This window comes from Luteimonas huabeiensis HB2, assembly GCF_000559025.1.
In the GTDB taxonomy this organism is placed as follows: Bacteria; Pseudomonadota; Gammaproteobacteria; order Xanthomonadales; family Xanthomonadaceae; genus Luteimonas; species Luteimonas huabeiensis.
Window position 1 is genome coordinate 43,473 of record NZ_JAAN01000014.1, and the last position, 12,770, is coordinate 56,242.

Sequence of the window (12,770 nt, forward strand, 5' to 3'; positions counted from 1 at the left end):
GGGGTCCTCAGTGGCCGTGCTCGGCCTCGCCCTTGGCGAGTTCGGCCTTCAGCAGGAATGCGTTGGTGCCGGCGACGCGCTCGTCGCCCGACAGCCCGTTGAGGATCTCGATGCGCCCGCCCGCGCGGCGACCGGCGAGCACCGGGGTCGCACGGAAGCCCTTGCCGTTGTCGGCCACGAATACGACCGAGCGGCCCTCCACGGTTTGCACGGCGTCGGCAGGCACGGTCAACGTGTCGTCTTTGGCCGCCGCGACCACGACGCCGGACACCGGCGTACCTGCCGGCGGCAGCGGGCCGGATTCCGGGCGCGCACGGATGATCGCCATGCCACCCTGCTCGCGGACATCGGCGGCGGAGCCGATCACGATGGCACTGAAGCTGCCGTTCGTGCCGGTGACTTCGATGCGCGCGCCGGGTTCGACTTGCGCCGCGAGCGCGGGCGGGGCGGAAAACACGAGTTCTGTCTGCGCTGGATCGGCCACGTTGGCCACGATGTCACCCGCGGCGACGAAGCCGCCGGGCGTCACCTGGACCGCGCCGACCACGCCTGGTACCGAGCTGGTAATGGTCACGCGCCCACCTGCGTTCGGCGAGCCGGCCGCGACGACCTGGGCTGCGGCCGCACGGGCCGCCGCTTCGGCCGATAGCGAGCGTGCCCGCGAGGCTTCGAGTTCCTGTTTTGCGACCACGCCCTGAGTTACCAGCGCCTGGTCGCGCTGATACACCAGCCGTGCCGCTTCCGCTTCGGCGCGTGCCGCATCCGCATTCGCACGCATCGTTGCGGCTTCGCCGCTGACAATCACTGCCAGAGGCTGGCCGACGCGAACCCTGGTGCCGGGTGCGACGATGACGCGCTCCACGCGACCACCGATGGAAGCAGCAACGGCGGCACGTGCGCCAATAGCGGGCTCGACACGTCCACTCAGGCGTGTCTCGCTGCCACCACCGCGACCAACGGCAACCACCTGGATACCTGACGCTTCGATCTGCTGCTGGGTCAGGGCAACCAGGCCCTCCTCGCTCTCGGTCGCTTCATCGCCATGGTCGTCATGGCTGTCTTTCTCGTCATGGCCCCCTTCGGCGCCGTGATCTGCATGGCTTTCTTGTGTCTGATCGTCACCGTGCGATCCATGGCCGTCATCATCGGAGTGGGCAGCATGGGACGCTCCGGCATCCTGGCTGCTGGTGAGCCTCGCAAGGCCGAAGCCTGCGACGAGGGCGACCAGGAGTGCGGCGACGTAAATCAGCCGCTTAGTATTTGTTTTCATCGGGATTCTCCGAACGGGGCGCGGCCTTCCAGGAGCGCCAGGTCGATTTCGGCAAGAACGCGCGCGATCCGCGCGTCCACGGCGGCATTGCGCGAGGCGATCAACGCCGAGCGCGTGCTGCGAAGTTCAAGTTGCGAGATTCGGCCAGCCTCGAAACCGACGCGGGACAGGCGATAGGCCTCCTCGGCAGCTGCGACACCGCTATCGGCGGCGCGTGTCCGGCTGTTCGAGGCGGCTAGCGTGGCCTCTGCGGCCAGTCGCTCCGCCCGTACCTCCTGCTTCTGCGCGATCAGCCGGGCCTCGGCGGCCCGCTGCTCGGCATATGCGGCTCGAATGCCACCCCGATTGCGATCGAACAGTGGAATGGTCAACTCGAGGCCGACCGTAAATGCCTCATCGTTGGTTTCCCGGAACCGGGTCCTGCCAACGGCGGCGCTGACATCCGGAAGCGCGCGACGCCGTTCGACCGTCACCAGTCGGCTCGCGGCATCAAGTTCGGCCTGGGCAACCCGGACGGCGAGAGGATCGTCTGCACCGACTCCGGTCGGGTTGGAAGTACGGTCCAACAGGCTTGCACTGATGGCTTGGACGGGTCTTTCGAGCATGGCGATCGCCGACAACCGTGCGAACGCACCGTCGCGGAGGGCCTTGGTTTCATCGAGTGCCGCCCTGGCGGCCTCGACCTCGCTCTGTGCCTGGACACCGCGCAGGGTCGCCTCGCGGCCCTGTTCAACCATGGCCGCGACCCCGCGCGCGTCCTGCTCGGTCAGCGACAGGGCCTCAGCAGCGAGGTCGTAGCGTCGTGCTGCGGCTTCGGCCTCGGCATAGGCCAGTGCCAACTGGCCCGCGACCTGCCAGCGAGTCTGCACGCGCCGAAGGTCCGCCGCGTTGGCCTCGGAACGCGCCGCCTGGATTCGGGCGGAGCGCTGGCCAAACAGTTCAAGGGGCTGGTTGATCGACAGCGTCGTTTCGCCGTTGCCGGTACCGTTGTAGGGGCCGGTACCGTAGACGTTCTCTCGGCTGTAGGCGATTGAGGGATTGGGAAGGGCGCGGGCCTGCTCCGCACGGGCGGCAGCTGCGTCATAGACGGCATTGGCTTCGAGCGTCGACGGCAGCGCGTCGAGCCGGGCAACTAAATCATCGTAGGACGGGGCGGTCTCGACGACAGTGTCGTTCGCCATTGAAGGCGACGCCAATGCCAAGACAGCCACGGCCAGTCCGACCGCGATGAGCGGCCGTCCAAGCGGCGTAAACATGGGAACTCCGGAAGCAAAAGTTGACGTGGGAACCCGTCAGAACGGGCACTGAACACGTCAGCCTCGCGGAGGCCTCAGGGGTCCTTCGGATATTCCGGATGCGGGAGGATCATCCTGCGATACAGCCTGAACGGCGCGCACGGCGTCGTAGCCCACAGTCGTACTGGATGGGACGTTTGCTGTCGAGTGATGGCAATGGCCGTGGGCGCAGACGCCGTGGGCGTCGCCGGAGTCATCCCCCTTGCCGGCATCGTCGCTTGGCGATGACGCATGGTCATCCAATGCAATCGCCGTATGCGTATCGAGCGATTCGAACGAGCAAGCGAACGCATCGGCGATAGGCAAGATCACCAGCACTGCGACCAGCAGTGCGGCGATGGTGCTTTTCAGCTTGACGAGTGTCCGATGCATCGGGCAAAACATACCAGTCAAGGCTCCCCGGACACAATAACAAGCTGCCTTCCCCCTATAGAAATCCAACAGGGCCGCCAGCGCCTTGCTCAGGCCTCCCCAAAACTCTTGCAAAACCGAGGCTTGGCCGGCCTGCCGCACCGACTCGCCCAGCATGCTGGCGTGCTGATCTAAAGGGTAATCTTTGGGGTCTATTCAGCTAGAAACTATGAGCCCTTCTCCGGGGGGGGGGGGCTGGGGATCGAAGGAATGGCCGGTCGAGAATGTGCTCCTTCCAAAGCCCTCATGGGGCGATCTTCGAGTCGATGCACTCGGAAAAGACGTCTAGGTCAGGGTCATAGACTGAAGACCGGACTTGCATGAGACCAAGTACGGAGTGAAACAGGTTGTCGTGGCTGAGCGAATTGCCCGCCTGACGCTTGACGCAGCGCACATCGATGCCAGCGTTGTCGCGCATTCCCGGAGAAAGCCACACCACCATCGGCACCTTAATCTGGGTTTCCGGTGCGATCGCGTAGGGGAAGCCGTGCAGGTAAAGGTTTCCTTCACCTAGGGACTCGCCGTGGTCCGAGAGATAGATCATCGCGGTATCGTGCGATCGATCCTGCGCAAGCATCCGGATGGTCCTTGCCAGAAAGTCATCGGTCTCCAGGATGGCGTTGTCGTAGGCGTTGACGATCTCTTCCCGGCTGCATTTTCCGAGGTCCGGGCTCCTGCAGTCCGGGACGAAACGCCGCCGCGATGGTGAATACCGCTTGAAGTAGCTGGGGCCGTGGTTCCCGAGCTGATGGAGCACGACGACGACATCGCCCGGATTGTCGTCGATGGCATCGTGCAGTCCCTGCAGCATCACGGCGTCGCGGCACGCCTGATCGTCGCAAAGCGGGTCGGCGCGCGGTTCACGGTATGACTCGAACGCCAACCCGGCGCATACGCCCTTGCACCCGGTCTGGTTGTCGCGCCAGAGTGTCCTGATGCCTGCGCGCTCCAGTACATGCAGCAGGGATTCGGATCCACGGATGAGCTGCTGGTCGTAGTTCCGCCTTCCGGTGGCCGAGAACATGCACGGAACCGAGACCTCGGTGTTCGATCCGCAGGCCGTGACATCCGTGAAATTGATGACGTCCAGTGACGACAATTGCGGGGTCGTCTGCCGGCGGTAGCCGCTCAGTCCCCAGTTCTGGGCGCGGACGGTTTCGCCGACGACGATCACCAGCAGGTGGGGCTTGGTTGACGGTCCGTGGCCCACCAGTCGCGCATCGGCCCCGACGACGCGGCGGGGTGCATCCGCCACGCGCGCGTCTTCCCCGAGAACCCGGGGGATCGAGACGAGATAGTTGCCTGGCGCGATCAGGTAGCGCAGGGATTTGTGGTTCCGCATCAGTGACGACAGGTCGTCAAAACACGTCGCCAGCACCAGTCCGGTCAGCGCGATGACGGCGAGCAGGAACACCAGACGGCGAGCCAGACTGCGCTTCCACCCGTACGTCCTGATCCGCGTCCACCAGACGAGCGCCGAGGGCAGAACGCCCAGGGCGAGCACGGACAACGCCAGGCCCGGCGTCAGCAGCTCAAGGGCCTCCGCCGTATCGGTTCGCAGTACGTTCCGGATCATGCTGGGATCGAGATGGACCCCATAGCGATCCGCAAAGTAGGCGGCCGCCGCAGTCGCCATCAGAAGCAGCGTCAGCAGCGGTTTGACCGTCCAGCGGTTCAGTACGAGCCCGAGCAGGATCGCATGCAGGCCCGCGATCGCGAGACCGGCGCTGGCGAGCAGACGCCAGCTGCCGGGCTGATCCAGCACGCCCGTTTCCCTGACGCCCGACCAGAATGCCCCGTTTGCGGTGGCGACGAAGAACACGCTTGCGATGGCGATGAGGCCTTCCACGCTGATCGAGGGCCTGAGCCCCGCAAGCCGTCGATCAGCCGAGGAGTACAGGAGTCCCTGCGTCGCCGCTGAAAGCTCCGGCCTGCTCGGTCCGCGGCCTCCCTTTTGCGTTCTCCACAGTCGATGGCCGGTCACGGCAGAGCACCGTGATCCGGGCCGGAACCGTGTCCGCTGCGCGGGCGCAGATCCAGATAGAGACTGTATGCCGCAGTGAAGGCCGGCAGCAGGTTCTGCAGCACGCCGACCGCATCCTGCTTGCTCGAAAACAGGAAATAGGCAAGGGCCATGAGGCTTCCGGCCAGGCTCATGTACCAGAACAGGCGGGGAATGACCGGCCTGCCGGCGCGCCGGCTCGCCAGGAACTGGACGACCCAGCGGGCACCGAACATCAGCGCGCCGGTCACGCCGATGAGCTTCCAGGGTGTCAGGACGATCCCGGTCCAGGCGAGCCAAGCGATGGAGTCGTTCATGGCCGGGTCTCCTGGACGGGTCGGCTGTGTGCGCGCACATGGCGTGCGACGAGCCACGACACGCCAAGCAGGTCCCGGATGCCCACGAGCGCCCGTCCGAAGTTGGTGTACTTGGACCTTCCGGCTCCCCGGGGACGGTGGTTCACCGGCACACTGACCGTGCGCCAGCCCGCCCGCTGCATGAGCGCGGGCAGGTAGCGGTGCATGTGGTTGAATGCGGGCAGCGAAAGGAAGGCTTCCCGCTCGAACAGCTTGATCCCGCAACCCGTATCCGGTGTGCCGTCGTGCAGGAAGCTGCGCCGGATGCGGTTGGCCAGCCGTGACGCAATCCGCTTGGCCGGCCCGTCGTTGCGCGTGACGCGCCAGCCGGCGATCAGCTTCACGTCCGACGGCGATTTCTCTAGGTGAGCGATCAGCTTAGGGATGTCGGCGGGATCATTCTGGCCGTCGCCGTCGAGTGTCGCGATCCATGAGCCGTATGCGTTCTGCACGCCGGTCAGCAGGGCGACGCTCTGTCCATAGCACGCTTCGTGCTGGATTAGTCGCAACTCGGGGATCTCGTTCTTCAGCGCCAGGACCACCTGCGCGGTGCCGTCGCTCGAACCGTCGTCGACGCAGACGATGTCGAATGCAACGCGGCCATGCAGGTGCTGCGACACTTCGCGCACCAGCGACGCGATGTTGTCGCGTTCGTTGAGCACGGGGATGACGACGGAAAACAGATTCATGGGAGGGGTCTCGGTGTTGTGGGTGTAGTGGATCCGCCGTTATGAAGTCCCCTCTTCTCCCTCATCGGCGGGAGAGACGGAGCCGAGCAGCTTCGTTGCGACATCGCCATTTCTAGCGATCCACGCCGAACAGATCGCGGCTGTAGACTTTTTCGGCCACATCAGCCAGGTCTGCGTTCAAGCGGTTGCTGACGATCACTTCGCTGCGGCGCTTGAACTCGGCCAGATCACCGATCACTTCGGAGTTGAAGAACGCAGGCACGTGCAGCAACGGCTCGTGCACGACCACCTCCACGCCTCTGGCCTTGAGCCGCTTCATCACGCCTTGCACGCTGCTGGAGCGGAAGTTGTCGCTGCCAGCCTTCATCACCAGCCGGTGAATGCCGACCACGCGCGGCTTGCGGCGCAGGATGTCGTCGGCGATGAAATCCTTGCGCGTGGTGTTGGCATCGACGATGGCGCGGATCAGGTTTTGCGGCACATGGCAGTAGTTGGCCAGCAGTTGCCGGGTGTCCTTGGGCAGGCAGTAGCCGCCGTAGCCGAATGAGGGGTTGTTGTAGTGATCACCGATGCGCGGGTCCAGGCACACGCCGTCGATGATCTGGCGCGTGTCCAGCGCATTGATCGCGGCGTAGGTGTCCAGCTCGTTGAAGAAGGCCACGCGCATCGCGAGGAAGGTGTTGGCGAACAGCTTGATCGCCTCGGCTTCGGTGTTGCCAGTCAGCAGTACGGGGGCATCGCGATGCGTGCTGGCGGCCAGCAGCAGGTCGGCCAGTTCGCGTCCGCGTGCTGAGTGTTCGCCCACCACGATGCGCGACGGTTGGAGGCTGTCATGCAGCGCCGAGCCTTCGCGCAGGAACTCGGGCGAGAACACGATGTTGTCCGTGCGCAGTTCGCGTTTGAGCGAATCGGTGAATCCGACCGGCACGGTGGATTTGATGACGATCAGCGCGTTTGGACACAGCGCCGTGACATCGTGCGCCACGGTTTTCACCGAGTCGGTGTCGAAGCGGTCGGTTTCCGGGTCGTAGTTGGTCGGCGTGGCGACGATCACGTAATCCACGCCCGCATATGCCTGGCGTGCATCGCTCGTGGCGCGCAGGCGCAGCGGGTGGTTGCGCAGGTGTGCTTCGATGCCGGGATCGGCAATCGGCGAGGTGCGATTGTTGATCGCCGCCACGCGTGCCGTGTCGATGTCCAGCACGGTCACGTCGTGATCGCGTGCCAGCATCACCGCGTTGGCCAGTCCGACGTAGCCGCCGCCTGCTATGGCGATGCGCTTCATGCGGCGGCTCCCGTGCGATGCCCGTAGTAATCGCGGTGCCAGGCGACGAAGCGTTCCAGCCCCTCGGCAAGACTGGTGCGTGGCGCATAGCCCAGATCGCGTGCGGCCAGCGAAATATCGGCGCGCGTACTCAACACATCGCCCGGTTGCATCGGCAGCAGGATGCGTTTGGCGGATCGACCGAGCAGGCGTTCGAGATGGCTCACCATCGCGTCCAGCCGCTCGGGACGGTCATTGCCGAAGTTGTAGACGCGGTGCGGTGCGCCGCCTTCGGCGAAAACCGGCTCGCTTTCCAGCAGGCGCACGACGCCATCCACCACGTCATCGACGAAGGTGAAGTCGCGCTCCATGTCGCCACCGTTGTAGAGGTCGATGGCCTCGCCGCGCAGGATGGCGTTGGTGAACTTGAAGTACGCCATGTCCGGGCGGCCCCACGGGCCGTAGACGGTGAACAGGCGCAGGCCGGTCATCGGAATCCGGTACAGGTGCGCGTAGGCGTGGCCGATCAGCTCGTTGGCCTTCTTGGTGGCGGCGTACAGCGACACCGGCGTGTCGGTGCGGTCCTCCAAGCAGAACGGCTGCTTGACGTTGGCGCCATAGACCGAGGACGAGGAGGCATAGACCAGATGCCGCACGCCGTGGCGGCGTGCGCCTTCGAGCACGGTCAGGAACCCGGTGAGGTTGCTGTCGATGTAGGTGAACGGCGCGTCGAGCGAATAACGCACGCCGGCTTGTGCGCCCAGATGCAGGATCGCGTCGAAGCGGTGGGCATCGAACAGTGCGGCCATCGCTTCGCGGTCGGCCAAGTCGATACGTTGAAACGTGAGGCCGGGCTGGCCTTCAAGCTGTGCTAAACGGTGGTGCTTGAGGGCCACCTCGTAGTAGGTGTTGAGATTGTCGATGCCGAGCACGCGATGCCCGTTCGCCAGCAGGCGGCGTGCGCTGTGGAACCCGATGAACCCGGCTGCGCCTGTCAGGAGGATGTTCATGCGATGCGGCCTTCGCTCGCATTCGATGTCCGATGCCTAGCCGGCAGGCACGTCGCAGCCGGAGAGCCAAGCGTTCTTGAGACCGGCAATAGGCAAACGATCTTGCGGGCCTCCTTGCGGGCCTCATTGCGCGCAGGGGGTACTACCGAGATCGAGTCCGGAGCCACCGATGATGTCGAGCTGGCCTGACAGGTGTCCGTATAGGGGAATGCAGCGTGCTTCATGGCTGACTCTCCATCCTGTCGGCGTCGCTCGCACGTCCGGGTAACAGCCACCACGTCCGCCGGTTGGCGACACCCAGCGCAACCAGCTCGCCGTCGCGAAATCCTTGCGGAATTGCCGAGCCCACGATGAGCAGCCACCTATCCTCTGGTGCCTGTGCCTGCCACGTGAGCGCGCTTTCGAGTTGATCTACCTCCGGCCGGTTGAAACCGAACTCCGTGGTCGGCGATTGACTCATCAGTAGCTGCTGCTCGCGCCATCCCACTAGACCGAGTTGCGCATCCGGGCCGATTTGTCGCGCAACGGTTTCCATAAGTCCGCGAGACGAGCTTGAATCGTTGAGGACAACGGCGCCGCCGATGCCGAATGCGATCCATATTCCCGCCAGACCGACGAGGGTGCCGGCAACGACCCGCTCGCTCATGGCGACGATGGCCCCGAACGCCGCCGGCAGCGCCATGGAGAGCACTAGCCAAGCTGCACCTTCCGAGCCTAGGGACATGCCGCGCGCCAGCAGGAGACGACTCTCAAAGCCCGGATCGGTGAACAGCATCGCAAGGCCCGCTACGAAGAGCGTAAGGGCCAGAACCACAATGAATCCGAGGAGCAGCAGGCGTGGCCCGTCGCGTCTCAGCAGCCCAGGAAGAAGCGGTGCGAACGCCAGGCATGCCAATGGCAGCGCCGGCAGGATGTACATGTCCCGCTTGCCCGACGGAATCGAGAAGAACAGGACGATCAGCAACCAACCTCCCAGCAGGAGCAGGTAGCGTGGATCGCCCCGGAAGATGCGTCGTTTCCAGGGCGCAAGCGCCCAAGGCACCGCCAGCATCAGCGGCAACCACGCACTCACCATCACGCCCGCGAAGTACAAGGGCGGTTTGATGTGCGTCCAGGACTCCGCATAGCGTTCGACGGTTTGCCTGAACAGGATGTCCCGGGCATAGGCCAGGTGTTCGGCGGAAGGTGCCAGCCGGACTGCTGCCAGCATGGGGCCCAGCCACAGTGAGATGGCCGCCAGTAGCGCGATCGGCCCCAGCCAGAACTTCCAGTCGCGCCACCAGGCGCTCGATATGCTGCGTTGCCACCATGTAGCGGCGATCGCTGGAATCAGCACCAGCAGCGCGATGATGCCGACGCCCTTGGTGATGACGCCTAGCCCCGCGGCGAACCACCCCAGCGTCCACATCTTCCAGTCGGGTCCCTGGAGGATGTGCCGCAGCAGGCCATAGTGCGCAAGCGTGACCCAGGCCACCAGCAGGGGATCGATCTGCGCGCGCTTCATCTGCAGGGTGAACTGCAGGGTGAAGAGCAACGCCCAGCCGGCATACAGCCCGATCTGCCGGTTCCACAGGCGGCGGCCGAGATCGTAGGTCAGCGCGATGGTCAGCAGGCCGGCCAGCAGCGACGGCAACAGGAAAGAAACCCGCAGGTTCCCCGTGGCCCAGTACAACGCCGCCTGCATCCACATGAACAGCGGTGGCTTGTCCGAGTAGAGTTCAAGTCCCCGATGTGGGAACAACCAGTCGCCGCTTTCCACCATCTGTTTGGCCACGAGCGCAAAGCGAGGCTCGTCGGCAGGCCAGGGGTCTCGTAGTCCTAGTCCGGCACCGAGCACCGCGAGGGCGGTGAGCAGCAGGATGCCAATGCCTGGCGAACGGAACTGATTGAAGTTCAGGCGAAGAGATGCGGCTGCCGTCATCGCACGCTCCCGCTTCCACCGGCTTCACGCCGGCAGGCAGGACGCGCGACAACGCAGCCACCGGTCGCCAGAGGCGACCAGCCGGTACGGTCGTACATGGGGATACCCGTGAGTCTGTCTAGATGGCAGTCAACGCGGCAGAACGCCGCGAAATACTTGCGTTCAGACTCTGGGTGGACGCATGATCCCATCGGGTAGAAGAGACTTCGGAGAAGGCTTCTCGGGAGTGACGAGAAGGATCTTGTCAATCGTTGCCGAGGAGAGTGGGGCAAATGGCGTGTGTCCCACCGTGTGGTGACAGTGCCCATGCGCACAATCTTCCGCATGATCTCCAGGGGCGGAATCAGGATCAGTAACGTGCGACTGCACCGTGTCCGGTTCGACCATGCAAGCAGTGCGTCAATCGCCGGCACGACCACGATGATTGCCAAAAGCAACATCATGACCAACCTTCGGCTCTGGACAAGGAACTCTGACATGCAAAGGATTCAAGACGATCTATGAGCCCGGCGATTCAAGACAAGCAACTGACTCTCCACCGCCAGATATTGCGCCCGGGAGAGGGCATCACTTTGCCGGGGGTCCCGGCCTAGCGTCAAGACTCATGTAGAAGAATTCGGTCGAGTTGGGCATCTCCGCCCGGCATCTGCAAAACAGTTGTTAAGTTCTGGTTTGGGCATCGTTAGGACGGTTGTCGTGGGCTGGCATGGTTCGCTTCAATCTTCGACCAGATGCAATAGCGGCCGCCCGACTCGTCAGCGCAGAACTGAGAGATATGGATTGTTCGGAGGTACGTCCTGGAACAACTGAGTCGGATCTTCCAACAGGTATCCATGCAATCGCCGGGACTTGCGAGGCCCGACCACGTCGCAGGTCCAGATGTTCAGGCCGCTGGGTTGCTTGCGATGCAATTGCAGTCGCTCGAATCGCTTCTGCACCCATTGCCAAGGCTGTTGCTGTTCCTGCTTGGCTAGCGGACCGATCAGCGGGTGCTCCTGGGCGTATCTTTGGAAGACGCCGGGGCTCACCAGGTAGGCGGTGTCGCTCACGGTGTGCACCAGTGCCTTGGCATCGTTGATGATGAGTCGACGCGACGCGATGCCGGCCTTCAGCCACGCCATGAAGTGCTCGCCCGAGGGCGTCGGCGGCTCACCGCTCGACTCGACGTGACTGGCCGCAGCCGGTGGCGCCGGGTCGTCGGATCTTCCTGGCGTGGAGAGCAGCTCGAGCAGCGCGTCCACCCCGTCCACGGCCGCCGCTTCGAGCGCGTGCATCGCCGCCGGTGACGCTTCGGCATGCGGCGCCGGCTGCGATGCGGTCGGGCGACCAGGGACGGCGGCAACGGGGGACGTTGGCTCGGCAGCGTCCGTCTCCGGCGTCGCATCCTGATCCACTAGGACCGTGCCGGCGAACGGCGCCGGCCGCTCGTTCGCCTCCCAGATCAATGCGGGAGAGAGCTTGAGCAACGTGAAGCTGTGCGACCAGCCGGCATTGCTCGTGATCGTAGCTTTCCAGATCGCCTTCCCGTCCGGAGTGGGCAGCGCGATGCCATGGTCCTGCAGCACGTTGAACACGGCCGTGTTGTTCGACGGAATGCCTTCGACCCCTTGCGACAGCAGGTGCGCCCGCAACTTGTCCGAGACCGTCTTGCTGACCAGCCACAGCGCCTCCTGCGTCAGCCAGCCGTCCGACGCCTGGGGCTGATTGATCTTGAACTCCTCCTTCAGCAGGTAGCGCAGGCCGTCGAGCAGCTTGCGTTGCAGCGCGTGCCGCGGAGCCGCCAACGCCTTGCTCGGATCGCCTCCCAGCTCCTGCGCAACCGAGGCTTGGTCGGCCTGGCGCACCAGCTCGCCCAGCATGCCGGCATGCTCGTACTGGCCGGCCAGCACGTACAGCAGCGCCGCCCACAGGTCGGGATACGCGCTGAGCCAGTCGAGGATTTCGGCGTCGAGCACCTGGGTGTAGAGCAGCCCGGTGGCGGCGCTGTGCAGCCGGTACTCGCGCTCCTTGCGATAGCGGAAGCGATACGGCCGCTTGATCGGCCCGTGCCACGGGTGCCAGGCCATGCCGTCGGCATGCTCGACGTGCAGGTCGACCGCGACCTTGCCGATGTCGTGCAGCAAGGCCGCATAGGCGGCGCCGGCGGTCCAGGCTTCCGCCTGCGCCGCCTGGACCTCGGGCGGTGCGCCAGCCGGCAGCAGATGGGACTGCCGCAGCTTCAGCGCATAGGCCACGATCTCCAGGCCGTGGTCGAGCATGCCGCCGGGGTATGCGTGGTGGTGGCTCTCCGAGGCGGGGAACTGCTGGACCAGATCGGCGTACCGTTCCAGCGGCGCCAGGTACAGCGAGGCGAACTGCCTGCGTGACAGCGAAGTGCGCTGCCAGATGTGTTCCAGCAGCCGCTGCCGGCGCGGGGTCGCCAGCAGCGACGCGGCCGACGCCGGTCGCGTCAGTCCTTTGGGAGGCTCGGTGGCGGGCGTCGGCGCCGGGCCGGCGGGCGGTGGAGTCCGTTTGCGCTGGAACAGGGAGAGCATGCTGATACCCGGGAGACG

10 protein-coding genes are annotated in these 12,770 nt (G+C 64.8%); all 10 read right to left on the bottom strand.

Features of this window, described 5'->3' with window-relative positions:
• Positions 1-7 precede the first annotated feature (7 nt).
• The 10 genes from Z164_RS0104200 to mobH all read right to left on the bottom strand — a co-directional run bounded on the left by Z164_RS0104200 (position 8) and on the right by mobH (position 12,752).
• Entirely contained in the window at positions 8-1,270 is a 1,263-nt protein-coding gene (locus tag Z164_RS0104200; protein WP_024889487.1) for an efflux RND transporter periplasmic adaptor subunit, read from the bottom strand.
• Positions 1,267-2,526 (bottom strand): TolC family protein, encoded by a 1,260-nt coding sequence (locus tag Z164_RS0104205; RefSeq protein WP_024889488.1) that lies wholly within the window; start codon positions 2,524-2,526, stop codon positions 1,267-1,269. Before Z164_RS0104205 ends, Z164_RS0104200 begins: the two co-directional genes overlap by 4 nt.
• A gap of 57 nt (positions 2,527-2,583) precedes the next feature.
• The gene (locus Z164_RS22340; protein ID WP_152540855.1) at positions 2,584-3,093 is read right to left on the bottom strand and encodes a hypothetical protein; all 510 of its coding nucleotides are present in this window, start codon (positions 3,091-3,093) and stop codon (positions 2,584-2,586) included.
• 127 nt (positions 3,094-3,220) lie between these two features.
• On the bottom strand, positions 3,221-4,825 hold the full coding sequence (locus Z164_RS0104210; RefSeq protein WP_024889489.1) for a phosphoethanolamine transferase: 1,605 nt from the start codon (positions 4,823-4,825) through the stop codon (positions 3,221-3,223).
• Between the two features lie 131 nt (positions 4,826-4,956).
• The gene (locus Z164_RS0104215; protein ID WP_024889490.1) at positions 4,957-5,295 is read right to left on the bottom strand and encodes a lipid-A-disaccharide synthase N-terminal domain-containing protein; all 339 of its coding nucleotides are present in this window, start codon (positions 5,293-5,295) and stop codon (positions 4,957-4,959) included.
• Positions 5,292-6,023, bottom strand: a complete 732-nt coding sequence (locus Z164_RS0104220) for a glycosyltransferase family 2 protein (protein WP_024889491.1) — start codon at positions 6,021-6,023, stop codon at positions 5,292-5,294. The genes Z164_RS0104215 and Z164_RS0104220 overlap by 4 nt, the downstream gene beginning before the upstream one ends.
• A gap of 112 nt (positions 6,024-6,135) precedes the next feature.
• On the bottom strand, positions 6,136-7,308 hold the full coding sequence (locus Z164_RS0104225; protein WP_024889492.1) for a nucleotide sugar dehydrogenase: 1,173 nt from the start codon (positions 7,306-7,308) through the stop codon (positions 6,136-6,138).
• Complete coding sequence (locus Z164_RS0104230; protein ID WP_024889493.1) at positions 7,305-8,297, bottom strand: NAD-dependent epimerase/dehydratase family protein; 993 nt, start codon at positions 8,295-8,297, stop codon at positions 7,305-7,307. Before Z164_RS0104230 ends, Z164_RS0104225 begins: the two co-directional genes overlap by 4 nt.
• A 220-nt stretch (positions 8,298-8,517) precedes the next feature.
• The gene (locus tag Z164_RS0104235; RefSeq protein WP_024889494.1) at positions 8,518-10,218 is read right to left on the bottom strand and encodes an ArnT family glycosyltransferase; all 1,701 of its coding nucleotides are present in this window, start codon (positions 10,216-10,218) and stop codon (positions 8,518-8,520) included.
• Positions 10,219-10,973: 755 nt separating this feature from the next.
• Positions 10,974-12,752 (bottom strand): MobH family relaxase, encoded by a 1,779-nt coding sequence (mobH, locus tag Z164_RS0104240; RefSeq protein ID WP_024889495.1) that lies wholly within the window; start codon positions 12,750-12,752, stop codon positions 10,974-10,976.
• Positions 12,753-12,770 lie beyond the last annotated feature (18 nt).

Coding starts and splice junctions, on each gene's coding strand:
- Z164_RS0104200 (WP_024889487.1), bottom strand. CDS start 1,270: ATGAAAACAAATACTAAGCGGCTGATTTACGTCGCCGCACTCCTGGTC.
- Z164_RS0104205 (WP_024889488.1), bottom strand. CDS start 2,526: ATGTTTACGCCGCTTGGACGGCCGCTCATCGCGGTCGGACTGGCCGTG.
- Z164_RS22340 (WP_152540855.1), bottom strand. CDS start 3,093: ATGCTGGGCGAGTCGGTGCGGCAGGCCGGCCAAGCCTCGGTTTTGCAA.
- Z164_RS0104215 (WP_024889490.1), bottom strand. CDS start 5,295: ATGAACGACTCCATCGCTTGGCTCGCCTGGACCGGGATCGTCCTGACA.
- Z164_RS0104220 (WP_024889491.1), bottom strand. CDS start 6,023: ATGAATCTGTTTTCCGTCGTCATCCCCGTGCTCAACGAACGCGACAAC.
- Z164_RS0104225 (WP_024889492.1), bottom strand. CDS start 7,308: ATGAAGCGCATCGCCATAGCAGGCGGCGGCTACGTCGGACTGGCCAAC.
- Z164_RS0104230 (WP_024889493.1), bottom strand. CDS start 8,297: ATGAACATCCTCCTGACAGGCGCAGCCGGGTTCATCGGGTTCCACAGC.
- Z164_RS0104235 (WP_024889494.1), bottom strand. CDS start 10,218: ATGACGGCAGCCGCATCTCTTCGCCTGAACTTCAATCAGTTCCGTTCG.
- mobH (WP_024889495.1), bottom strand. CDS start 12,752: ATGCTCTCCCTGTTCCAGCGCAAACGGACTCCACCGCCCGCCGGCCCG.